This is a genomic window from Ottowia thiooxydans (assembly GCF_040548795.1).
In the GTDB taxonomy this organism is placed as follows: Bacteria; Pseudomonadota; Gammaproteobacteria; order Burkholderiales; family Burkholderiaceae_C; genus Ottowia; species Ottowia thiooxydans_A.
In genome coordinates, this window is record NZ_JBEPSH010000012.1 from 116,145 (window position 1) to 139,206 (window position 23,062).

Genomic DNA, 23,062 nt, shown 5'->3' on the forward strand with positions numbered 1-23,062 from the left:
TTGGTGTTTTGCTGCGGCGTGGCTCGGATTCATCGGAACCTGGCGCCGTAGGGATACTGTAGAAATTTGCGGGCACCGCCGCCATGCGGCCAGTTACGTTCAAGCCTCCGTAAAACTACGGAGGTCTGCGGACACTTTGCATTGAATGGGTCAAGGGCGCAGTCAAGGTGCTCGAAAATATGTCCAGACGCCCAAGGCCCGCGCTTTGCACAAACGGGTTATGCCGCTTGACGCCGTGGAACTCTGCAGCGTGAGGCGCTACCCAAGAGTGGGCTTATCGACCGCTTCCAGGGTCCGCATCCGCGTCCACCAGCGCGGCATAGCGCCGTATGAGCTGAGCCAGCGAATCTGTACCCAACTTCGCAAACAAGTGGGCTCGATGGGTCTCTACCGTGCGCGGTGACAGATCCAGGGCTCGACCAATTTCCTTGTTGGTGAGACCGCTCGCGATCAGGCCCAGCACCTCACGCTCGCGCGGAGAGAGTTGTGCATAACGCTCCTCAGCAGAACGGTCGACGCCTTGGCGTTCACGTGTGCGCACATGCTGACGTACAGCAGTTTGAAGTGCCTCGATGAGCACTTCGTCGTCTACGGGCTTTTCCAGGAATTCCGCAGCCCCGGCCTTGAACGCGCGTCGACACATGTCTACCGTGCCATGACCAGTCAACATGATGATAGGCTGATCCACCCCGCGCGCCACCAGTTGATCCAGCACGGTCAGTCCGCTCGTGCCCGGCATGCGCACGTCGAGCAAGATGGCACCGATTCCGCCGCGCTCAAATCCATTCAGGAAAGCCTGAGGATCCTCCCAGGTCTGCACACGCAACCCCACTGTCCCGATCAGCAGGGCAAGGCCGTCGCGCACGGCTGCATCATCGTCTACCAAGTGAATAAGCGGAGACAGAGAGGCGGAGAGAACAGTCATGCCAGAGGAAGCAGTAAATGGAATTCGGCACCTAGGCCTTCAGGAGGACTAGCCAGCACCAGGCTGCCGCCCATGGCCTCAGCCAAACTATGAGACAAGCTGAGACCCAGGCCAAGGCCGCCCTCGCGTGTAGTGAAAAAAGGCTCAAACACCCGTGTTCTTGCCTCGGAAGGAATTCCCGCCCCCGTATCTCGAATCACGAGCAGCGCTTGTGCCCCTTGCCGCTGCCAATGCAGGTGGAGCCTCCTCCGAGCAGGGGACACTTGCTCCATCGCTTGCACTGCGTTCATCAGAAGGTTGTGAATAATCTGCTGCAGTGCCACAGGCTCAGCCCGAACGAGAGGAAGATCAGGCTGCGAGACGACCTCAGCCTCAATACTGTGGCGCTGTAGTTCCGGTTCGAGCAAATACAAAGCTTCTTGCACGGCCGCGCCCAGAGCCACAGGTTGAACTTGTGTTGCCAGCTCGGGCCGCTCCACGAGGCGACGCAACCGTCCCACCACGTCAGCAGCGCGGCGTGCCTGGTGGGCTGCTTGCGCCATGGCATCGCGCGCGGTTCCAACATCGGGCGGTTTTTCATCGAGCAAGCGACGGGCAGCCTGGGTATTGGCCAACAGCGCAGTCAGAGGCTGATTCAATTCGTGAGCCATGCCAGCGGCCAACTCACCCAAAGTGTTGAGACGAGCCACCTGACCCAGACGCAGCAACTCTTCAGCGCGCTGGCGCGCCACCCTTTGATTCCACAACATCCTGAGACCGGCCAGCAGCAATGCGGCTAACAGACTCCAGCCCACCATGGCTGCCAAAGGTAGCTCGCGCCAGGTCACGGGCCGCTCAAGGACCAGCTCCAGCGGCTGGCTGGCCGAAGCCAACACTTTCGCAGCTTCCCAGCGCCAGCGCGGGAAAGATCCGGGCCCAGCAAGCCCTGGTTGGATCACAAAGCTTGCACCAGCAAGGACAAGAGTCGCTCTCACCGCGCTGGTGGCCCCCTTCATGGGCCATTCGCCCCAGGGCATTGCAGCCTTCAGATCAATTAACAAAGCATGGCTGAGCGGGTGCGCCGCCAGCACCAACCAGTACCTGCCTGAAGACAGGTCTTCATTAGCAAGTACAGCCCGCCTCGTTTGCCGAGAAGTCGCCTCTGCATCCTTGAGAGTGACTTCGATGGCCGCAGGCCACATCTGTTGCTCTGGGCGTTGCACGACTTCGAGGATTTGCGGATAGAGCGCCGAGAGCCGCTCGGCGCCTCCACTCCCTTTGGCAGGTTGGAGCAGTGCCAGGGTGGCCAGAATGGCATCGTGCTGAGCCATACGTTGGCTCAAAACACGGTGGGCGATACGGGCATCTGTGTCGAAGTCCGCGCGCAACTCCGCCAACCGATTCATGGCCAGCCAGCCAGCCCCGATGGCGGAGCACGCCAGCCAGAGCGCCAGCCAGGAGTAACGACGCGCGATGGGCTTCATGTCAACAATTCTGGCATGCATTGCCAATGCACTAAAAAGGCACTGAAGCACCCTATAGGCCAGAAGATTGTGCTCGGCCCCAATTTATTGATTTTAGAAGCTGGTCGATAGCAGCCGCGGGGCTCATGATCGACACTCACTCACACAAATCGTGCAGACGCCTACGTTCGCCTCTCGTGAGACGGGTCGAGACTCTCCATCTCATCCTCGCCATAAGAATCGAATGCTGGAGGCCTGACACGCAATTCCCGTTCGTAGTCAGAATCATCTTCAAGCAACTCCGCGAATCGGCGGATGACGCCATGACCGGCGGGTTGCTCTGGCTGTGCGGGAGGGGCGGTACGGTCGATGATGCCGTCGATCATCCGATCTAGCATGCGTTCGGCTCCTGCATCGCTGTCCGCAGAAGCGGCATGCATCAGCGGCGTCCAGCCTTGACGATCCGCCGCATAAACGTTGGCGCCTGCCTTCAACAGCATTTCCAGCATCTCCTGGAATTTCACCCGCCTCCCTTCCTCCCGTGCAGCCTCGTCCTCCAAGCGGGCTCTGACGTATGGATCAGCGCTTTGCTCGGTGTTCAAAGACCCATTATTCGCCGTATCCAGGCCGCGCGCACTGACCGCGTGCATCAGAGCCGTCTGGCCTTGAAGGTCCGTCTTTTCAAGGTCCTCACCGCGTTCGATAAGTGCCTGCACAAAGGTCGGGAACTGCCTGGAAATGGCCTCCATCAGGAAGCTAAGGTCATTCCGTCCTGATTTTGAGTACTGAAAGGTAGCGCCATGATCCATCAAGAGCGACGCCATTTTCCAGTTTTGACGTGAGATTGCGGCTTCAAGGGCCCTATCTTTCAGAGCTGAATTGTGGGAGCCCGCGCCGTGTCTCAAGAGTAAGACCACCATATCCGTTTGGTCCGCAACGGCAGCGTACACCAGGGCGGGCGCGCCCTTGCTGTCGCACTTATCAATATTGATGCCCACCACCTTGAGCAAGCGCTCCACGACGTCCTCTCGCCCTTTCTTGGCTGCAATCATCAAAGCGGTGCGGCCATAACCCTCTCTCTGCTCCACTTGTGCCCCAAGCGTCAGCAAACAATCGACCATATTGAGATCACCGCGCTCGGCAGCCAGCATGAGAACGGTTCGCTGCTCGCAGTTAACGGCAAAAAAGCCAGGAATGCCAACGGAAAAGAGTTTGGAAAGTTGGATGGAGAACTGGGCCGGATACTGCTGGTGGATGGTCTGAAGCGTGTTCGCATCACTCTCCCGCACAGCTTGGCGCATCGCTTCGTCCAATGGCCGTCCGAGGTATTCTTCCCCCCGATGGTATATGGGCGTGGCGGCTCCACGGTAGTTACTCACGTCGTTTTGGCGGAATATGAAGCGCTCATGGCTTAGAGAGGTATTCAGTGCTCCGTTGCTCTCACCAACCTGAAAGCGACCTCCATAAGGTGACGCCGTCGTATGTGCTGGGCCAGGCGGCGTGGGGCTGCCCGTCTGAGGCTGAGACGTGGCCGGTTGGCGAGTCCCTGATGGATACAGCGAAGTGGAGTAAGGGACGGCGCCATGGGAGCTATTGAAGTCAGGCACAAAGGATTCCTTCATTAATTGCAGCGGTTCTGGCGAAGCATCCCTTTGACAAATGCGTCAGACCAGCATAGCTACTTCATAAGTCACACGATCTACCAATAGGTTCCGGGGCGGTATCATTTTCAAGTCTTGCACGCGGGCGTGTATCAGGTGCGGGATGTCCTGCGAAACCGCTGTCTTCACGCGTTGAAGTCAGACATTTCTGCTGCTCCGCCCACCAAGAGCTTCATGCGCTCATTGAAGGCCGTCTCGGATTCTCTGCAGAGGCGGACGTATTCTTGCTTGCTCATGCTACCTACGTAGTCCGTAAGGGCCTCCAGCAGCGCCGGCTGGCCCTGCGCGTGATCGAACGCGCTCCTGCCATCATCATCTCGCAGCATCACGTTGGGTCTTCTGCTCAGCAAATTTTCCACCGTCGCACGATCGCCTCGGGCCGCGATCACATCGATCAAGGCCGTACGGCCTCGCACATGTTGCGTATCAATTTCTTTGATGTGACTGAGAAGCAGAGTCAAAGTGCCGCTGATTCGGTTTGAAACTGCGTTCAATATCGCTTCCCAGCCACCGATTGAGCAGGCATTGAACTTGGACCACCACAGGGTTTCCTGCACAATTTCAGACCGCTCCTTGCGCTGCTCGGCAACCGCACGGGCCAATGCGTTCTCCAGTGTCAAAAGCCCTCCCACTTGAACGTCGGCGCCTATGGCCAGCAGAATTTCAACTACCTCAGCCTTTCGGTTCGCCACGGCGAAAAACAAGGGCGTTCTACCTAAGGAATCCATGGCATTCGGGTTTGCGCCTTGCGCCAACATAAAGTTCACCATGGTGGCACGACCATAAGCGCAAGCCTTCATCAAGAACCCACCACTTGGATCGTTCATCAAGGCTGTGAAAGCCTCTGCCGAGAATTGCGCCTGCAAGCCCGTCAACAACGCCATGTCATTGTTATCCACCGCAGTGCACATATGCCGGTGAGCTTGTGACGCTTCTACCGAACGCGGTTGCGGTATCGGCACCACAAGACGCTGGAACGGAGGAACCCGATTCGACTGCAAGTTCTGCAAGTCCATCAGGCCAGTTCGGCCTTGCTCGTCGGGTTGATTCAGATTGCCTGCTTTTCCCAGCAGAAGGGTCGCGATCTCCTTATAGGGATTTGAAACCCTTTGGACCTGCAGAGCACTTTCCGTGGTGAAGCGCTGCTCTGCATGCGAGCCGGTTCGTGCCGCCAGCAACTCGAGCACCTTTTCATGCTGCGCATCAAGCAGCCTCTCATAAGCGATCATCAAGGGACTGCGACCCTGAGCATCACGAATCTTGAAGTCTGCACCTTGATTGAGCAAGAGAAGGACCAAGTCGACTCGGCATCTTTCCACTGCGCAGATCAAAGGTGTCCACTGCGCCCCGCTATCTTGCAAATTGACGTCGGCGCCCTTGTTCACTACAGCAGCTACCCTGCTCACGCTGGCTCCTGCGTCAATTACATCCAACAGGACAGTGGTGCCCGAGCGTGGATCCAGCTCATTGATTTTCCGGGGCTCGTACCGCTTCAGTAGCCGCACGAATGGGTCAGAAGATCTTTTTTCACTCTCTGCCCTGGTTGCCAACATCAGCGGGCTTCGACCTTCGTTGTCGCGCAAAGTGAAGTCAGCACCGGATCTCAGCAAAGCGTCGACCATCCGTTCTCTCAGGGGATCTTGACGCGCAATAGCGACATGCAAAGCGGTTTTCCCCCCAGCATCCGGGATGTTCGGATGCGCCCCCTTGCTCAGAAGAAAGCTCAACTTTGAGATTTCGTCGGACAGCGCAGCCTTGACCAGGAAGGCCCCTTGTGGATGGTTCATCCATTGCTGAAACGCCAAGCAGTCGGCCTCGAAGAGCTGTTTCAGAGCGGCGTCATCTGCGTGATTGATCGCTGCGCGCAAGCGCTCAGGCATGGTCGGGATTTGCTTGCCGGGATCCACGCCCCGCGCTTCCAACAAAGCGTCGCGTGCCGCGCCATCGCCCATCTGGACGTCTCTTTCACCGCAGCCCTCAGCCTGGTGACGCGTGGGTGCCGCCAGAGGGTACGAAGCACCAAAGCCTTGTGTGATGGGGGGAAGCTGCGAGCTATTGGGGGTGGTCGATCCGAAGTTCATGAATTTCTTGAAGTCATTGAGCTGGGTGGGGCGGGTCGCCAAAAGAAAAGCGCATGCGATTTCTCTTGAAACGCGAACTGCAACCCGGACAATTACCTTGTTGGTAACGCAATCTGAAGAAGGGTTCCATGACGAGGCGTCACGCGGGCTCTGACGCATGGATCAGCTCTTTTCTTGGTGGTCCAAGACCCATTGTTCGGCGTATCCAGGCCGTGCGCGGTGACCACGCGCATCAGTCAGTCCGGCCTTGAAGGTACGTGTTTTCCAGGTCCTCGCAGCATTCGATAGGTCCCCGCACAAAGCTCGGGAACTGCGTGGAGATGGCCTGTATCAGAAAGCTAAGTTAGTCCCGTCTTGGCACCAAGGCATCGAAAGGGAGAACGGCATTCAAGAGCCGCGCCATTTCCAAGTTCTTACGTGACACTGCCATATAAAGGGCGTCAAATATCAGGTAAGGTTTTAGGGCGCCTGCGCGGTGTCTCAAGAGTAAGTCCACGATATCCGTTTGGTCCGCAGCGGCGGCATACACAAGGGCGGGCGTGCCCTTTCTGTCGCACCCATCTATATCTATGCCTTCCACCTTGAGCAAGCTCTCCACGACTTCCTGATTCCCCTTCTGGGCTGCAATCATCAAAGCGGTGCGGCCATAGTCATCTCTCTGTTCCACCTGGGCTCCGAGCGTCAGCAGATAATCGACCATTTTGCGGTCACCGAGCTCGACGGCCAGCATGAGAAAGGTTCGCTGCCCGGAGTCCACGGAAAACAGTTTGGAAAGTTGGCTCGAGAACGGGGCCGGATATTGCTGGCGGATGGCCTGAAGCGTGTCCACATCACTCTCCAGCACAGCTTGGCGCATCGCTTCGTCCAATGGCTTTCCGAAGTACTCATACTCCCGAGGGCCTATCTGCGGGGTGGCCCCAGAGAAGTGATTCACTTCATTGAGGCGAAACATGAAGCGCTCATTGCTTAGAGAAGCATTCAATGCGCCGTTGTTCTCAGCAACCTGAAAGCGACCTCTATACGGTGACGCCGTCGTATGTTCTGGGTCAGGCGGTGTCGGGATGCCCCACTGAGGCTGAGACGGGGCCGGTTGGTGAGTCCCTGATGAATCCAGGGGGTAGGACGGGAAGGCGCTGTGAGAGCTATTGAAGTCGGGCACGAAATATTCCTTCATTGATTGCAACGTTTCTGGCGAAGCACCCTTTTTGCAAATGCTTCAGACCAGCGGGTAGCAACTCAATGAGTCACACCATCGGCCAATAGGTTCCGTGGCAATATCACTTTCTAGTCGAAATGATTCGACTTCATGATGTTGATCATTGGAGCGCCGGATCCCATTGCGTCCGTGTGTCCTGTCCGGACTCCAGCGCCACCAGTTCATTCTCATCCACAGCCTGGGTGCGTTGCGCCCTGGCGTTCTCAAGGTCTGCCCTGTCGGACTCCAGCTCCTGGAGGCGGCGTTTTACTCCGCCCTGCCCGTGCTGTGCAGACTTGAGTTTCACAAGCTCGGTCATGTCAGCCGCAAGCTGCTGGAGGTCACGGATGAGTTCCGTTTGGCGGTCCAAGTGGAAGACAAGAAATTCCAGCACCTCTTCGGGGGCATTGGAGGAGGCCGCATGCATGAAGGCGTTCCAACCGTGGTGATCGCGCAGCTGGATGTTCGCGCCTCTGATCAGCAAGCTCGATACTGTCGCCAGATCGGCACCGGCAGCGATCACATGTATCAAGGCGGTACAGCCTTGCGCATCTTGCTCATCAACATCAGTGATCTGATTGAGCATGCACTCGAGCAAGCCACTACCCAACGAGGCAAGCTTGCTCGTGAGCGCGCTCCAACCATCGAGAGTTCTGAGATCCAAGTCTGTCGGTAGCAGGCGCTGCATGAGCTCAAAGCGCTCGCTTCGCTGCTGCACGACCGCCATCATCAGGGCGCTTCGGCCATCGTGCGCACGCAGAAAAATGTTGGCACCCGCGGCCAGGAGCTGACGCGCTATCTCGGGCTCTCGTTTCCAGACGGCGAGAAACAAGGCGCTCCTGCCTGAACTGTCTTGGGCATCCCGGTTCACACCGCTTTCAAGAAGAAACTTTACCCTGCTGACATGGCCGTGTTCGGCGGCCGCCACCAGAAAGGATTCGCCGTGGATCGTCATCACTTCGCTGAAATGATCTGGATAACATTCCCGGACGGCCTGCAACGCCTGGACGGTGGCACCGCCCTCCATATCGCGGAGAATCTTTTCCTGGATGTACGAGGCGTCCTGCCGATCATGGTTTTCGGCGAGCCATTGCGGCGCGTACGACCCATTGGGCCATGGAGCGCCAGTAGGAGATGGCAACCTGTTGGGGTCCATGGAGCCTGTGTCGAAGAGGATGGGTGCTGAATCGACATACACAATACGGAAGGAAGAGCTCTTGGCCAGAAGTTCCAGCAGAGCATTCTCAGACCCAACGGCCCGAATCATGTCGTCCAGGACGGTCAGTCCTGATTCATCCCTCACGTTGAGGTCCGTTACTGCTCTCAGAACAAGGTCCAGTGCATCGCGCTTCATTGAAAACGCGTACATCAAGGCGTTCCAACCGCCAAGATCGCGTAGCCTGACATCCCCTCCCCGCTCAAGCAACCACTTTATGATTGCCAGCTCACCGTCGGCCTCAATCACATCCATCAGGGCCGTCCTGCCACGATCGTCCTGTGCGTTGACGTTGGGCAGGCCTTGCATCAGATGATTCACTACGTCATCGCGCTTCCTCAAGACTGCAAACATCAGGGCGTTCCAACCGTCATCATCCCGCAAATCGGCTCGCGCACCCAGATTCAGCAACCTCTTCACGATGGCCAGGTCAGCGCCGGCCATGATCACATCCATCAGCGCAGTGCGACCATCGTCAGCCTGCGCATCGATGTGATCTGTCACTTCGTCAAGCATCAGCTCCAACATCTGCCGGTAAGGCCGGGACAGCGCTTCATTCTGGACACTCCAATTCACCATGAAGCGCTGGTCAGGAACCAGGCTTGACCTCAGAAAACTCTCCAACAGTTTCGCCCGCTGCGCCAACTGGTCTGAAACCACGATCATCAGAGCGTTGTATCGTTCGCTATCGCGCGCCCTGAAGTCCGCGCCCACCTCCAACATGCGGACCGCCAAGTCAATCCGGCGTGCTGAAATTGCGGAGATCAAAGGTAGCCGTATCCAATCTGTATTACCACCAGCCTGGTTGACATCCGCCCCCCGTCGCAGAAGGAGATCGAACATCTCCAAGTCGACTCCGGCGTCTAACGCATCCAGCAGGGCAGTGGTGTAGGTTTCATATTCGGGGCCTAGCGGCAGGGGCTCGTGGATTTCCCTTTCATATTGGCGCCATTGGTCCAGCAGAAATTCGGCTATCGCAGTGCGCCGCTCTGAACGCGCTGAAAGCGCATGCATCAAGGGACTCCAGTTCCTTGCGTCGCGCAGTTGGATGTCCGCTTTAGCTTCCACCAGGCACTTCACCATCGGCAGGTTCTGGCGCCCAACAGCGATCAGCAAGGCCGTTCTGTCTTCATCATCCTGGATATCCGGATTCGCCCCGCACGAGAGAAGCATCTCCATCATGCCCAAGCCAGCATGATCGTGCTGTGCAGCAAACATCAAGGCCGTTCTCCCTGCTGCATCCTGCATGCTCGGCTCCACGTCGCAATCGAGAAGAAATCTCAACATCTCAACATGGCCGAGCTCTGATGCCCGCACCAGAAACACTTCGTCGCCGTCGTGAATGGATTCGAAAAACCCGTTGGGATCGGACGCGGACAACTCACGCAGAGATAGAACGTCGTTGCGTTCAACCGCAAACCGAATTCGTTCGACTGCGGTCAAGACTCGGACATCTGGAATCAGCTGGAGTCCATTGAGCAAAGTTTCGCGGTCTGCACCATCGCTGATTTGAATGCGCCTCACATCCGGCGCAGCGGCTTGCGGCGGCGTCGCAACGAGACCATGAAAGTGCAGTTGAGATTGCAAACCGCCAGGATGGGGGGAGCCAAAGTTCACAGGGGAAGTTCTTTCCAGAGTTCGGTGGGTTGCCAACATGGAAGCTCAGCCGTCTTGCGAGGCAGGTTCAACCAATGAGTGAGACTTCCTTCAACCAGCGCGTATGAACTTCATTTGTCACAGGTCGTGGCCAGAGGTTCCATCGCCAGTTCATCCAACCCAAGCCACTCAGTGTTACCTCCAATCAACCAGGAGTTGGCACAGTTTTACTTGGACCGACCTGCCGGCCGACCAGCCTGCCCTGGCGAAAGACGACGCTGGGTGCGCTGTTGAAGATCGGCCACAAAATGATCTGAACCCAAAGCCCAACCGCTGTGTGCGGCGCGGGTCAGTGCCTCACTTTGTGCAGAACCCTGCCCCATCCCCACCAGGTTGGCGTAGGCGGCCTCTCTGGCAAACGGTGTATTGCCCAGCTCCCAGAACAGTGCATGCGGCGTGAGAAGTGGGTCTGAACGCAAGCCTATGTAGTGGGCATGACTGGACCAAGGGTAGTCCGCAGGGGACACTGCCATGCCTGCACGCAGCGGATTCAGATCCATGTAGATCATGCAAGCCAGCAGGTAGCGCTCTGCTTCTATCAAGCCAGATCGATAGCGCCCCTCCCACAAGGTGCCCGAGCGGTCATACCTGTCATTGAAGTAACGCACATAGCTGCGTCCAAGTGCCTGCATCATGTTCGGCAAGCCGTCGGCGCTGTCCGGCGTGACCAGCAGATGCAGGTGGTTGGTCATCAGTACATAGGCGTGCACCGCCACTTTGTGCTCGATTGCGAAGTTTCGCAGCAGGCCCAGCAATCGTTGGTAGTCCCCCGCCTCATGAAAAATGGGCTGACGATTATTGCCCCGCAGGATGACGTGGTGCGGATAGGCAGCGATGCTCAGACGAGGAAGGCGGGCCATAAATCTACAAGCCGAAGACTCTCAGCTCCTTCAAAAGTATTGGCAAGGATTCTACGAAAGAGCAAGAAACCAGGATCTGACCCCGGTTTTTAACCTAACTCATGAAGACATATTCCCGGATTCGCGATTTGAATTGAGCTTATATAACTCAAATCCGCAGATGAACTACTGACAATTGAAGCAGTACGACTTCATCAGAGAGGAAAAAGACTAATGCGGGTTTCACTGCCTTTTGCTTGCACATATAGAACCTGGTTCACCGCGGCGCTGCTATCGCTGTCCGCCACCATCGTCACGGCCACCCCCGTGACTCGCATTCAAGGCAAGCAAGGAAGCGCCGTGTGGACAACATCCACGACGGCGCCAGCAACCGCAACGGTCAGCACCGAATTGCTGAGCTTCACAACCGGGACGGGTGCCAGCGCAGTGACTTACTCCACTGGCCTGGATAACGGCATGCTGGTACCTGGCAGCTTTACGCCTGCCAATTTTCAGGCCTTCGTACCGTTGGCGACGGGCCTCACAGCCAATGCGTCCACGCTAACTGCCTGGGCTAACGGCATGGTTGTGCAGACGCCCTATCCCAACTTGACGTGGTTTCTCTCCGATGGCACCCAAGGGCTGGAGCTGGGCACTGCCATTTTCAATGCCCCCTCTCAGTCTCTTAACTTCCCCATCACCATCCCTAGCAGCGCCAGCCTCAGCGTTCCCGCCATTCTGACAACCCAGGTTGGTGACCCGGGCACGACAGATACGTATTACTTCGTGAACTCCAGCAACGTCATGATCGGCACACCGATTTCGGTCAGTTACGGCAGCGTGGCCTCTGTCGGGAATCTATCTTGGAAGTTCTTCACCGCTACGGGAGGCACTTCAGCGCAGCCCCCTGGACTCCGACCGCTCCGCATGCAGTCCTACACGCTGGCTGACTTTGGTTTGAATGCCTCTACAGTGGGCAGTGCCGCAGCCTTCAGGCAGGTCCTCAGCGGGCAATCAGACCTGGCGTTCGTCGCTTACAACCGGGACCTGCTGGCCATCAAAGCGCCAGACCTGTCCATTGATCTGACCAATCTGCCTACCGCGATCGTCTTGGGCGCCTCCTACAGCGGCAGCTTCGCGTGCACCAACATAGGCGCCAACAGCGCCACCGTCGGTACCAGTTGCACCCTGTCCGGCCTGCCTGCAGGCTTGTCGGTGGGCGCCTGTACGATCAGCGGCGCAGGCGCCTGGAGCGCAGGCAACTCGATTCCCGTGGGAAGCACGGTCACCTGCCCGGTGGCCGGAATTCCCACAGCCGCGGGCACCACGACCGCCACGGGCAGTACCAATGGCTCGAGCACCACGGTCGTGGGCGGCACCCCTGTGGTCACGGCGGACTCCGATATGTCCAATAACACTGCGACAAAAGAATTTGCCGTGCTCGCGGTGGACATGCAGGTAAGCGACGTCGACCTGCCTGCGGGCGTGGAAGGCGCCCCGTATTCCGGGAGTTTCGTGTGCACCAACGCAGGGAACATGGCAGCAGCCAATGCCACGTGCATCAGCTCCAGCCTGCCGAGCTGGACTACTGTCCTGTGCACTCCCCCCCAACCTGTCAATCCGTTGGCAGTCGGCCAGAGCATGGCTTGTTCCGTCACCGGCACGCCTCCCACGGGCAGCAACGGCACGACTCCGGTCACGATCACGGCCGGCTCTAACGGCCCAGAAGCCAATCCAGTGAACAACACGGCTTCAGGCAACATCGTCATCGCAGGCGTGCCTGACATGCGGTTTGCCAGTTTGAACTTGCCTGCGGCGACGGTGGGCGCGCCCTACTCCGGCAGCTTCACATGCACCAACTCGGGCACAGCAGCGGCCCCCGCAGCCACCTGCACCCCTTCGGGCGTACCCAGTTGGGCCACGGTGATGTGTACCCCGCCAATGCCTGTGTCTTCGCTCGCGGTCAATGGGTCTATCGCCTGCACGGTGACTGGAACACCCACCGTCAATGACCGCGGAACATCTGCCGTCACGGTGACCGCCGGACCGAACAACCCTGATTCCAACCCCAACAACAATACGGGCGCGGGCAGCATTGTGGTGACCGGTGTGCCAGACATGCAATTCACCAGCGTCAACCTGCCAGCAACTACGGTCGGTGTGGCTTACTCCGGCAGCTTCGTCTGCACCAACGGTGGTACAGAGCCCGCGTCTGCCGCGACCTGTGCGCCTACCGGTCTGCCCAGTTGGCTCACCACCACTTGCACGCCCACTACCCCTGTTGCTTCACTGGAGATCAACGCGACGATATCCTGCAATGTGACGGGCACGCCCACGGTCAACGACAAGGGCACCTCCGACGTGACCATTACCGCAGGCCCCAACAGCCCTGACGCTAACCCCAACAACAATACTGGAACAGGCAGCATCGTCGTTTCGGGCGAGCCTGATATGCAGGTGACCCAGGTTGAACTTCCCGCAGCTACTGTGGGTACCGCCTATTCGGGCAGCTTCGTGTGCACGAACGCGGGCACCGAAGCCGCGGCGGCGGCGACCTGCTCGCCTGCCGGCTTGCCTGCGTGGACCACCGTGACCTGCACACCACCACCTCCGGTCTCCTCTCTGGGGATCAACGAAGCGATAAGCTGTACGGTCACCGGCACACCAGCCACGGGCGATAAAGGCACGTCTACCGTCACTATCACGGCAGGCACCAGCACGACCGAGTCCAATCCGGACAACAACACAGGTACCGGTAGCATCGTGGTGACGGGAGAGCCCCATGTCGTCATTGACCTTTCGGGCATGCCGCCCAACGGCACCGTCAATCAGACCTACAACGGTTCATTTACCTGTGAAAACAGGGGCACTGCCGACGCGGATGCGGCACCCTGTACGGTCGCTGGCTTGCCGAACGGCTTGACCATAGGCGCTTGCACCATCAGCCCCAGCGGCGCGCCTTGGACATCGCCCGGCAACATTCCCGAAGCTCAAACTGTGACCTGCCCTGTCAGCGGCAGTCCCACCGCACCAGGCAGATCGGAGCTTATCGGGACGGGCGGCACCAGCACCGATACGGGCACGATCACCGTGGTGGCGGCTTTCGTGGCGCCGGTTCCCACCATGAGTGAATGGGCCCTGATGTTGATGACGAGCTTGCTGGCCGGACTGGGCCTGGTGGGCGCCCGTCGCATGCAACGCCGGGGTTGATCACAGCCTGCCTATCGGCGGCCAAGGCGCCGCCCTGGCGGCGCTGCGTACAAGCCGTCAGTGTTGCGGCAAAGATGCAGGGATGCCTCCATAATGCGGCCCATGCCTCGCCTCAGCCAACTCCTGTACCCGCCGCGGGACCCCGCACCACTTCGACCAGCCGCCACTGTGCTGCTGCTGCGCGACTCTCCCGCTGGTGTGGAGGTGCTGATGACGCGGCGCTCTCCCACGGCCAGTTTCGCGCCAGGGGCCTATGTGTTTCCGGGCGGCGGCATTGATGCTGCGGACGCGGCAACCCATGCCCTGGCAAGCAGGCGGGCCACGCAGAGCGACGAGCATCTGACGCAGGCCATTGCAGCCATACGCGAGAGCTTTGAGGAACTGGGCATATTGCTTGCAGAGCGTGCAGATGGCAGCTTTGCCACAGCAGAAGATGTCGCTGCGCTGGATCGCCATGCGCCCCTGGCTGAACAATGCCGGGCCCGGGGATTGAAGCTGGCCGCAGACAAGGTTTATGTACTGGCCCATTGGATCACCGACCGTGATCTACCGCGCCGCTTTGACGTCCCTTTTCTGGTCGCTCGCATGCCAGAAGGCCAAACGCCCGCTGCGGACGAAGCTGAGCAGTTCGAACCCGTCTGGGTGCGTCCGCAAGACGCACTTGAGCGCCACAAGGCAGGAAACTTTTTCATCATCTTCCCCACGATCCGCACTTTGGAACGACTGCAAAACTACAGTGACGTCCAGAGTATTCTGGTCGCCTGTTCTTCAGAAAAGCCCTTGTGGACCAGTTGCCCCCGTGCAGGGTTTCTGGCTGGCAAGGAAGCGCGCTACATGGAGCATGAGAGCCCATTCGGCGAACTGGAGATGGTGACGCCAGACGGCCAACTGCTGCACTCACTCGACTGGCAGGCTGAAAACCCTGTTTCCCTGCTTAAAAACGTGCAACGCCTGACGGCTGGCAACCCCGGCTTCATGACGGGCCCCGGCACCAACAGTTATCTGGTCGGTGATCCGCGCACAGGCTATATCGTGATCGACCCCGGTCCGGTGGATGATGCCCATACAGAGCGGCTTTGGCGAGCAGCGGGCGGCAACATCAAATACATTGTGTGCACGCATTCGCACGCCGACCATTCACCCGGCGCCAAGCCGCTTCAGGCGCTGTGCGCCCCCGCCAAGCCGCCTATCCTGGGCCTGGCCTCTGCGCCTACAGCGCGTGCGTCCAGCGAATTCACTCCAGACGAGGTGCTCGCCGACGATCAGCGCCTGGTGCTCACTGCTGATTCGCCCGATGGCCCCATCACCCACACCCTGCGCGCTATTCACACGCCAGGACATGCCGCCAACCACCTGTGCCTGCTGCTGGAGGAAGACGGCGTTCTGTTCTCAGGCGATCACATCCTGAACGGAAGCACCACCGTGGTGGACCCACCCGATGGGGACATGACCGCTTACCTGGACTCTCTGGATAAGCTGGGCGCCGCCTGCACCGAGCATGATGCCAACTTCATTTTGCCCGCTCACGGCTATGTGCTGGGAAGTGCACGCAACCAGATCACCCATCTGAAAAAGCACCGTTTGGCGCGCGAAGCCAAGGTGTTGGCGGCGATGCAGGCCCTGCCTCAAGGCTCTATGGATGACTGGGTCGCCAAGGCCTACGACGACGTGCCCTCCCGCGTGTGGCCCGTAGCCAAGCGCTCTCTCCTGGCGCATGTGGAGCGGATCCAGGGGATGGGGCTTAACCCCCCCTGAGGCGCTGGCGGGCCTTCCCCCTACGCCGGGCGCCCCCAGGGGGACGCCACTGGCGGCCGGGCCAAGCCCGCTCCGCGGTGGCCCTTGCATGGCCTGCTCCGCGGCCTTTCGACTCGGGTATCCCCGAGGGGACCCACCCTGGCGAAGCCATCTCAGTGGGTGCACTGGGAGGGGAGCGGGCGGGCGCCCGGTTGCCGGTCGCCACATAGGCCGTCAACACGAGCTCGGACGTGAGAGGACATCTCACCCGCTACACTGCCACTCAAACCCAATAATTGAGGAAGAGGGCTGTCATGGCAATGAGCGACACCGGAGTTATCCGCCGTCAGGGCATAGATGCGCATCCTGTTGAATTCACGGGCTCAGGTAGCGAATATTTCCGGGTCTGGATTGTCAATGTGCTGCTGTCCATTGTCACCCTGGGCATCTACACGCCGTGGGCCAGGCGGCGCACCGCGCAGTATTTCTACAGCCATACCCAGGTTGCAGGCAGCCCCATGGAATTTGTGGTCCAACAGCGCAAGATGGTGTTGGGCTTTCTGTTGATGGCTGCGCTCTACATCGCCTATCAGGTAGCGAGCGAGACCGGGCAGCAACTGGCCGCCAGCTTGTTGCTGTTCGGGTTTGCCGCGCTGTTGCCATTCCTTTGGGGCAGCGCCATGCGCTTTCGCCTGAGTGCCACACGCTGGCGTGGCGTGAGGTTCGCGTTTCTGGCTTCATGGCGGGAGGTGTATGCAGCCAGTTGGCCCGTGTTTGCCATCGCGGCTTTGTGGGCGGTGGTATTTTTTGCCATGAATGCGCTCTCACCGCATCCACCCATTGGCGTTGAAGGTGACGGACCTCCTGTACAACTTCCTTCCTTGAGCGGTCCTGTGGTGGGGCTGGGCCTGTTGGGGATGGCGTTGACGCTGCTGTGCGTCATACGGCTCGAGTACAACTTCCGAAGCTTATTGGTGCTGCGCGCCCGCGTCGGTGACCAGATGGGGCGCTGGAAACCTGTCTATATGGATTTTGTGCGCGTCTGGCTGGCCACGGCCGGCTTTTTCCTGTTGGTGGTGGTCGTCGTTTCATTGGTATTCACGCTGCTGGCAGGTGGTTCAACGGCATTGCTGGCGCAATCCTTCAAAGGCAGCGGCGTGGCTGGCATGATCTTCTTCTTCATTCTGGCTGCTGTGGGGGTGTTCCTGGCCTTTGTGCTGGCCACATTGCCCGTACGCGCCTACAGACAGGCACGCATCTTCCAACTGGTCTGGAACAACACAGGGGTCAGCCACATCGCGCGATTCAAAACCAATCTGCGCACCAGCGCTTTCATAGGGCTGCGAATCAAGAATGCCCTCCTGACCGTCGTGACGCTGGGCTTTTACCGGCCGTTTGCCGTGGCCAGTGAATACGCCATGAAAGTCAATTCTGTGACGCTGCACATCAAGGGGGGCACGGATCAGCTCGTGGGTCAACTGGTCAAGCAACAAGGCGCTTTCGGCGACGCCGCTGCAGATGCCATGGGCCTGGATCTGATTGGGTAGGCGCGCTGGACAAGATCCGAATGAGCACTGCCCCGCCATCTACTGCCATCGCCGCCTCCTGGTTCGATGGCCTCAGCACGCGCGCGCGACCCGCATCGGTACAACTGATTGCCAGTGCTGGCGGCCCCCGACTGCAACTACGCGCCCTGGACAAGGACCAGACACTGGAGCTGGCTCACCACCAAGTAGGATGGCCCGAACGCTGGAGCGCTGGACGCGCGCCACCACGGGTCGTGGTGGATCTGGGCGAGCACGGCAGCTTGCAGATCGACGACCCACTCCAATGGCAGGACATGTTGATGGCCAGCGGACGTCGACCCCCACTTGCCGAGCGCATGCAAACCCAGCTCAGGGTCCTGCTGGGCGTACTGCTTGTGGCCAGCGTGGGCATCTGGGCTTTCTATCGCTGGGGAACGCCGTGGGCAGCCACTCAGATCGCGCGTCATGTGCCGCTCGCCTGGGAGTTGGCGCTGACCGAGCGTGCCATGAAGGAAATTGATGAGACCTATGTCAAACCCACCAAACTGGCCCCGGAAAGGCAAGCGGAGATAAGAGAGGGCTTCGGTCGCCTGACAGCACTGATTGGACCCGATCTACAGCGCTACCCCGGTTATGCGCCGCCCCTGAAGCTTGAGTTTCGTTCAGGCATGCCCGCCAACGCCTTTGCACTTCCCGGAGGCACCATCGTCATGACGGACGCCATGGTTGAAAAGGCACGTTCGAGCGGCGCCGGCGACACGGCTTTGCTAGGCGTGCTGGCCCACGAGATCGGCCACGTAGACCATCGCCACACCACGCGCATGGTGGTCGAGCAAGGGGTGCTCAATGCCGGGCTGGGACTGGCGCTCGGTGATGTATCGAGCATAGTCTCATTCAGCAGCTCCCTTCTGACGGGCCTGGCGTACCGGCGCAGCCATGAGACCGAAGCCGACTGTTATGCCGTTGCGATGATGGGAAAGGCAGGCCTGCCTACCAAGCCCATGACGGATCTCTTGCTGTCCATAGAAAACGACGCGCAAGAGAAGCAGGCCGGCAACAAGGCGGCCGCCTCAGCCCCACCGCCGAACCAAGGCCCACGCGAGTCTGGCGCCTTTGACTGGTTCAGCACGCATCCTGATACGGCTGGTCGCGCAAAAAACCTGTGCCCTCAGCGCAGGTAAGAGGCGGCGCGGGGGCGCTCGAGCAGCAGCGTCAGCGCCAATGCAATGATGGCGGGTAAGGCCTGGACGAAGAATATCTTCGGTGCTGCGGTCGCCGCGCCATAAACTCCCGCGACGATCACGCACAGCAGAAAGTAAATCACCACGCTTCGTTTGCGGGTAAAAAGGCCCCACAACAAGCCGACGGCCAGAAAGCCGTTGTAGAGCCCCTGGTTGGCCGCGAGCGCGACCGTGGCATCTGCAAACTCTTGAGTCAGGTTGAAAGCTTTCAGTCCCTGCGGCTTATTCCACAAAAACATTTCGAGCACCATGATGTACAGGTGCTCCAGGGCCACCAGCAGGGCCATCGCCTTGGGAAGTAGGTTTTTCATATCGTCGCCTCCATCCGGCATCATAGCGACGCCCAGAGGAACGATCACACACCTTCAGCTTTCACCCGGCCGTTGCGGAGTGGGCCAGCAACGCGAGCCCTCCCACGAACACCAGCAGCAATCCGAACGCAACGACCACCAAAACAATCGGGCTTCCGCGTTCGTGAATCTGGGCCATGTCCTTGCGCCGGCCTACGCCAAGAAAGCTCCAAAGCACGGTCTTGATCTGCAGCAGAATATTCATATCTGACCTTTCACGGCATGGGTATTGACACTCGTATGAGCACTAGCGCCAATGCTGTTCACTTGAGCACACAAATACCCGTTCGGGCTGAGCTTGTCGAAGCCAGGTGCGACGCTTCGACAGGCTCAGCGCGAACGGACTGGGTTTAACTGAACAGCATTGGCACTAGCGCACACGATTGACGTCGAACGGCGTGACCCCGCTCGCCTTGTTACCCCAGGCAGAGCGCACGTAAGACGCCAATGCCGCAATCTCGGTGTCGTTCAAGCTCTGCCCAAAGGGCGGCATGCCGTAAGGGCGGGGATTGCCGTCCGTCGTGGCGGGAAAGCCCCCATGGACGATGATCTTGATGAGGTTGGCACTCGACGCCTGGGTGACGGTCCTGTGCCCGACCAGCGCAGGGTAGGCACCCAGTCTTCCCTCACCGCGTGCGCCATGGCATTCGGCGCATTGCGCCTTGTAGACCTGGGCGCCAAGCTCTCTTGATGTAGGGGCAACCTGGGTATCCGGCTGTCGTGTTGGCGCGTGTTCAGGCAGTGCGCGCAGGTAGGTCGCCATAGCTTGAAGATCAGGCTCACTCAGGTGTTGTGTGCTGCCATAGACCACTTCAGCCATAGGCCCCATGGCCGCGCCCTTGGCGCTGACACCCGTCTTCAGCAAATCCACGACCTCCTGTATGCCCCAGTTCTGCACACCGGCTTCCGCTGAAGAGGCCAATGACGGTGCGTACCAGTTCTGCATCGGCATCAATCCGCCATCCAAGCCCAGATTGTTTTGAGTGGCACCCATGAAGTTCCGTGGGGCATGGCATGCGGCGCAATGTCCCAGGCCTCGCACCAGGTAAGCACCTCGGTTCCACTCCGCAGATTTGTCTTGTTCGGGCGCCAAGCCACCCGGTGAGAAGTAAAGTGCGCGCCACACCGCCAGCGCCGCCTGGGTTCTGTAGGGAAAACGCAAATCATGTGGCGAGTTGGCTTGCCTGACCGCGGGCAGCGTGCGCAAGAATGCATAGAGGGCATCCGAATCTTCACGCGTGACGTGGGTGTATTCGGTGTACGGAAAGGCGGGATAGAGCAGCCGGCCATCGCGAGAGCGCCCGTGGTGCAGGGCTCGCCAGAAGTGATCTGCGGACCAGCGGCCAAGCCCGGTTTCCTCATCGGGTGTCAGATTGCCAGCGTAGACGATGCCGAAAGGCGTCGTCAGTGCCTTGCCGCCGGCGTAGGCTTGACCACCACGCTCGGTGTGACAAGCAGCGCAGTTGCCCGCTCTTGCCAGATAAGCGCCCCGCAGAACCAGCCCTGGGCTGACCACCACCGTAGGGAGTGCATCGCTCACCGGTTGCTCACCACGCACATTCAGCCATGCAATGAGCGCTGCACCAAGTCCTGCCAACAGCAGGACCGCCCCTAGTCGGATCGACAATGAACGCATGCGGCTCATGGCGTACTCCCGCACTTCATGAGCGAAGCCTGGGGTGCCTCGCTGACCGCCTTGGCATTGGCAGGAACCGGTTGAAGAGAAAGCCAGGTGGCCATGGCTCCCACGTCTTCAGCCGACAGACGCAGGGCGACCTCTTTCATGCAATCCGGCTTGGCGGCATGGCGCTGTCCATTTCTCCAGGCGCCAAACTGGCTCAAGAGGTAGTCGCGCGGCAGCCCGACCAGCCCGGGTGTTGCAGGCATGACGCCCGTCATGGCAGCGCCATGGCACGAGGCACAGGACGGAACACCACGTGCTGCATCCCCCTGACGCACCAGTTGCTCACCGCGGGCCAAGGCGGCCGCCAAGGCAGGCCCGGCCTCGGTCGTTGGTGGCGGAGGCGGATAGGCGAGTTCCAGGCCAGAGAAATAGTCGGCAATCTCCTGCAGGTAGGTGTCGCTCATTTGGTCGAGCAGATAAGCCATGGCCGCGTTCTTGCGCCGGCCTTCCCGAAAATTGACCAGTTGATTGAACAGATAGCCCGCCGGCTTGCCCGCGATGCGGGGAAAGTAGCCCTCGTTCGTGGCACGACCCTCCTGGCCGTGGCAGACGACGCAAGCCTGCATGCGCTGGGCCATGGTATTCATGGGAGGCGCAGCGAACGAGGGTGAAAGCCCACCCCAGGCCATCAGGACGGCGGCGATCGCACGGCACAAGAAGATTACTTTGGCTGTCATGGTGGTTTTCAAAGGATACCGCCCTAGTCTGCCAGCGAGATACTGATCTGATAAGGCTCAGATGCACTTATAAAAACCGTATCAGATGCATTCTTCACTGTGCCTTGTGAGATGTATTGCACATACCATATCAGTCATGGAGAATACGAAAAACTGCATATCAGATAGATGTCTCCATGAAAAAATACGAAGCTCTGGCCGAAGAGATCGAGGTTCAGATAACGGCTGGAACCTTGCGGCCCGGAGAGCGCCTGCCGTCCGTGCGGGAGACCATTGCATCGCGCAGCGTGAGCCCTTCCACCGTCTTCGAGGCTTACGCGCTGCTGGAGGCACGAGGACGCATAGAAGCGCGGGCTCGCTCCGGGTTTTTTGTCAAGGCGCCGACGCCTCAACGCAGCGAACCCCTGCTCGCTCGTCCGCAGCCTAATTCGCACACGGTGATCGTGAATGATCTGGTTCTGGAAGTGCTGGGGTCCATCCGCGAGCGGGGGATCGTGCCACTGGGATCGGCTTTTCCGAACCCAGCCCTCTTCCCACTTGAGCGTCTTGCGCGCGAAACCAGTGCGGGCCTGCGTGAACTGGAGCCCGAGCAAATGCTGCACGACCTGGGACCAGGCAATCAGGAGTTGCGCCGCCAGATTGCACTGCGCTACATGAGCAACGGCGTGGTGGCGAGCGCCGACGAGATCGTGGTCACCAGCGGCGCCATGGAGGCGTTGAATTTGTGCCTGCAGGCGGTCACCCGCCCGGGCGACGCGGTGGCGATCGAATCGCCCACCTTCTACGGTTGCCTGCAGGCCCTGGAACGGCTGCAGTTGCGAGCGGTGGAAGTAGCCACCCATCCGCGTGACGGCGTACAGCTGGACTCTCTCGAAAACGTGCTGCAGCGCGAGCGTGTGAGCGCATGCTGGTTCATGCCGAACTTTCAGAATCCACTGGGCGCGTTGATGCCGGCTGAGCAGAAAAAGCAGCTTGTGCAAATGCTCACGCGCCACCAGGTTCCGCTCATCGAGGACGATGTGTACGGAGAGCTGTATTTCGGGGTGCGCCGGGCTCTACCGGCCAAGGCGTTTGATGATGAGGGCTGGGTGATGCATTGCAGCTCTATGTCGAAAAGCCTGGCGCCCGGCTATCGCCTCGGCTGGGCTGCCGCGGGGCGTTTCGCGCGGGCGGTGGAACGGCTCAAGCTCTCCAGCACTTTATCCGTGGCCGTGCCTTCACAACTGGCTGTGCTGCGCTATCTGCGGGCAGGCGGCTTTGACAAGCATTTGCGCCATCTAAGGTCTCTGCTCGCCCTGCGGCGCGAGGAAGCGCTGCGCTGCATTGCACGGCATTTTCCTTCTGAGGTGCGTGTGACCCTGCCGCAGGGAGGCTATTTTGTGTGGGTGGAGCTACCTCCACAGGTGGACGCACTGGAGCTGCATCGACTGGCTCTCTCGCAGAGCATCAGCGTGGCGCCGGGCCCGATTTTCTCCGCAGACCAGCGCTTTCGGCACCATCTTCGCCTCAACTATGGGCATCCTCGGCTCGAGCAGTTGGAGCCGGCTTTGAAAACCTTGGGGCGGTTGGTGGCAGGGTTGATGAAGCGGCCGGCGTTGATGCCCAGGTAGAGACTTCAGAGCGCA

The 23,062-nt window shown here is 59.5% G+C and carries 16 protein-coding genes; 5 read left to right on the top strand and 11 right to left on the bottom strand.

The genetic code is table 11. The features are described from left to right. Positions 1-274: 274 nt before the first annotated feature. The 7 genes from ABIE13_RS24595 to ABIE13_RS24625 form a co-directional block, all read right to left on the bottom strand. Positions 275-925, bottom strand: a complete 651-nt coding sequence (locus ABIE13_RS24595; protein WP_354448449.1) for a response regulator transcription factor — start codon at positions 923-925, stop codon at positions 275-277. Beyond that, complete coding sequence (locus ABIE13_RS24600) at positions 922-2,388, bottom strand: sensor histidine kinase (RefSeq protein WP_354448451.1); 1,467 nt, start codon at positions 2,386-2,388, stop codon at positions 922-924. The genes ABIE13_RS24595 and ABIE13_RS24600 overlap by 4 nt, the downstream gene beginning before the upstream one ends. Before the next feature lie 161 nt (positions 2,389-2,549). Then, positions 2,550-3,989: an ankyrin repeat domain-containing protein gene (locus ABIE13_RS24605; protein WP_354448452.1), complete on the bottom strand. Its 1,440-nt coding sequence runs from the start codon at positions 3,987-3,989 to the stop codon at positions 2,550-2,552. A gap of 164 nt (positions 3,990-4,153) precedes the next feature. Continuing rightward, positions 4,154-6,268 (bottom strand): ankyrin repeat domain-containing protein, encoded by a 2,115-nt coding sequence (locus tag ABIE13_RS24610; RefSeq protein ID WP_354448454.1) that lies wholly within the window; start codon positions 6,266-6,268, stop codon positions 4,154-4,156. 184 nt (positions 6,269-6,452) lie between these two features. After that, the gene (locus ABIE13_RS24615; RefSeq protein ID WP_354448456.1) at positions 6,453-7,061 is read right to left on the bottom strand and encodes an ankyrin repeat domain-containing protein; all 609 of its coding nucleotides are present in this window, start codon (positions 7,059-7,061) and stop codon (positions 6,453-6,455) included. Between the two features lie 364 nt (positions 7,062-7,425). Further along, complete coding sequence (locus tag ABIE13_RS24620; protein WP_354448458.1) at positions 7,426-10,176, bottom strand: ankyrin repeat domain-containing protein; 2,751 nt, start codon at positions 10,174-10,176, stop codon at positions 7,426-7,428. Positions 10,177-10,343: 167 nt separating this feature from the next. Next, the gene (locus tag ABIE13_RS24625; protein ID WP_354448460.1) at positions 10,344-11,036 is read right to left on the bottom strand and encodes a transposase; all 693 of its coding nucleotides are present in this window, start codon (positions 11,034-11,036) and stop codon (positions 10,344-10,346) included. 213 nt (positions 11,037-11,249) lie between these two features. Between ABIE13_RS24625 and ABIE13_RS24630 the strand changes: the two genes are divergently transcribed. The 4 genes from ABIE13_RS24630 to ABIE13_RS24645 all read left to right on the top strand — a co-directional run bounded on the left by ABIE13_RS24630 (position 11,250) and on the right by ABIE13_RS24645 (position 18,666). Further along, positions 11,250-14,225: an IPTL-CTERM sorting domain-containing protein gene (locus ABIE13_RS24630; protein WP_354448462.1), complete on the top strand. Its 2,976-nt coding sequence runs from the start codon at positions 11,250-11,252 to the stop codon at positions 14,223-14,225. A gap of 102 nt (positions 14,226-14,327) precedes the next feature. Then, positions 14,328-15,980: an MBL fold metallo-hydrolase gene (locus ABIE13_RS24635; RefSeq protein WP_354448464.1), complete on the top strand. Its 1,653-nt coding sequence runs from the start codon at positions 14,328-14,330 to the stop codon at positions 15,978-15,980. 293 nt (positions 15,981-16,273) lie between these two features. Then, positions 16,274-17,506 (top strand): YjgN family protein, encoded by a 1,233-nt coding sequence (locus ABIE13_RS24640; protein ID WP_354448466.1) that lies wholly within the window; start codon positions 16,274-16,276, stop codon positions 17,504-17,506. A gap of 20 nt (positions 17,507-17,526) precedes the next feature. Further along, complete coding sequence (locus ABIE13_RS24645; RefSeq protein WP_354448468.1) at positions 17,527-18,666, top strand: M48 family metallopeptidase; 1,140 nt, start codon at positions 17,527-17,529, stop codon at positions 18,664-18,666. Here ABIE13_RS24645 and ABIE13_RS24650 read toward each other — a convergent pair. From ABIE13_RS24650 to ABIE13_RS24665, 4 genes are all read right to left on the bottom strand, one after another. Then, positions 18,654-19,037: a DUF1304 domain-containing protein gene (locus ABIE13_RS24650; RefSeq protein WP_354448515.1), complete on the bottom strand. Its 384-nt coding sequence runs from the start codon at positions 19,035-19,037 to the stop codon at positions 18,654-18,656. The genes ABIE13_RS24645 and ABIE13_RS24650 overlap by 13 nt on opposite strands. A gap of 61 nt (positions 19,038-19,098) precedes the next feature. Next, positions 19,099-19,281, bottom strand: a complete 183-nt coding sequence (locus tag ABIE13_RS24655; protein ID WP_354448470.1) for a DUF2970 domain-containing protein — start codon at positions 19,279-19,281, stop codon at positions 19,099-19,101. A gap of 165 nt (positions 19,282-19,446) precedes the next feature. Further along, positions 19,447-20,712: a c-type cytochrome gene (locus tag ABIE13_RS24660; protein WP_354448517.1), complete on the bottom strand. Its 1,266-nt coding sequence runs from the start codon at positions 20,710-20,712 to the stop codon at positions 19,447-19,449. A 5-nt stretch (positions 20,713-20,717) separates the two neighbouring features. Further along, positions 20,718-21,437, bottom strand: a complete 720-nt coding sequence (locus ABIE13_RS24665) for a c-type cytochrome (protein ID WP_354448472.1) — start codon at positions 21,435-21,437, stop codon at positions 20,718-20,720. A gap of 176 nt (positions 21,438-21,613) precedes the next feature. On the opposite strand from ABIE13_RS24665, the gene ABIE13_RS24670 reads away from it, so the two are divergent. Next, complete coding sequence (locus ABIE13_RS24670; RefSeq protein ID WP_354448474.1) at positions 21,614-23,047, top strand: PLP-dependent aminotransferase family protein; 1,434 nt, start codon at positions 21,614-21,616, stop codon at positions 23,045-23,047. Positions 23,048-23,062 lie beyond the last annotated feature (15 nt).

What these genes read in the sequence shown, in the direction of transcription:
- ABIE13_RS24595 (WP_354448449.1), bottom strand. Translation starts at nt 925, where the DNA reads ATGACTGTTCTCTCCGCCTCTCTGTCTCCGCTTATTCACTTGGTAGAC.
- ABIE13_RS24600 (WP_354448451.1), bottom strand. Translation starts at nt 2,388, where the DNA reads ATGAAGCCCATCGCGCGTCGTTACTCCTGGCTGGCGCTCTGGCTGGCG.
- ABIE13_RS24605 (WP_354448452.1), bottom strand. Translation starts at nt 3,989, where the DNA reads ATGAAGGAATCCTTTGTGCCTGACTTCAATAGCTCCCATGGCGCCGTC.
- ABIE13_RS24610 (WP_354448454.1), bottom strand. Translation starts at nt 6,268, where the DNA reads ATGCGTCAGAGCCCGCGTGACGCCTCGTCATGGAACCCTTCTTCAGAT.
- ABIE13_RS24615 (WP_354448456.1), bottom strand. Translation starts at nt 7,061, where the DNA reads ATGTTTCGCCTCAATGAAGTGAATCACTTCTCTGGGGCCACCCCGCAG.
- ABIE13_RS24620 (WP_354448458.1), bottom strand. Translation starts at nt 10,176, where the DNA reads ATGTTGGCAACCCACCGAACTCTGGAAAGAACTTCCCCTGTGAACTTT.
- ABIE13_RS24625 (WP_354448460.1), bottom strand. Translation starts at nt 11,036, where the DNA reads ATGGCCCGCCTTCCTCGTCTGAGCATCGCTGCCTATCCGCACCACGTC.
- ABIE13_RS24630 (WP_354448462.1), top strand. Translation starts at nt 11,250, where the DNA reads ATGCGGGTTTCACTGCCTTTTGCTTGCACATATAGAACCTGGTTCACC.
- ABIE13_RS24635 (WP_354448464.1), top strand. Translation starts at nt 14,328, where the DNA reads ATGCCTCGCCTCAGCCAACTCCTGTACCCGCCGCGGGACCCCGCACCA.
- ABIE13_RS24640 (WP_354448466.1), top strand. Translation starts at nt 16,274, where the DNA reads ATGGCAATGAGCGACACCGGAGTTATCCGCCGTCAGGGCATAGATGCG.
- ABIE13_RS24645 (WP_354448468.1), top strand. Translation starts at nt 17,527, where the DNA reads ATGAGCACTGCCCCGCCATCTACTGCCATCGCCGCCTCCTGGTTCGAT.
- ABIE13_RS24650 (WP_354448515.1), bottom strand. Translation starts at nt 19,037, where the DNA reads ATGAAAAACCTACTTCCCAAGGCGATGGCCCTGCTGGTGGCCCTGGAG.
- ABIE13_RS24655 (WP_354448470.1), bottom strand. Translation starts at nt 19,281, where the DNA reads ATGAATATTCTGCTGCAGATCAAGACCGTGCTTTGGAGCTTTCTTGGC.
- ABIE13_RS24660 (WP_354448517.1), bottom strand. Translation starts at nt 20,712, where the DNA reads ATGCGTTCATTGTCGATCCGACTAGGGGCGGTCCTGCTGTTGGCAGGA.
- ABIE13_RS24665 (WP_354448472.1), bottom strand. Translation starts at nt 21,437, where the DNA reads ATGACAGCCAAAGTAATCTTCTTGTGCCGTGCGATCGCCGCCGTCCTG.
- ABIE13_RS24670 (WP_354448474.1), top strand. Translation starts at nt 21,614, where the DNA reads ATGAAAAAATACGAAGCTCTGGCCGAAGAGATCGAGGTTCAGATAACG.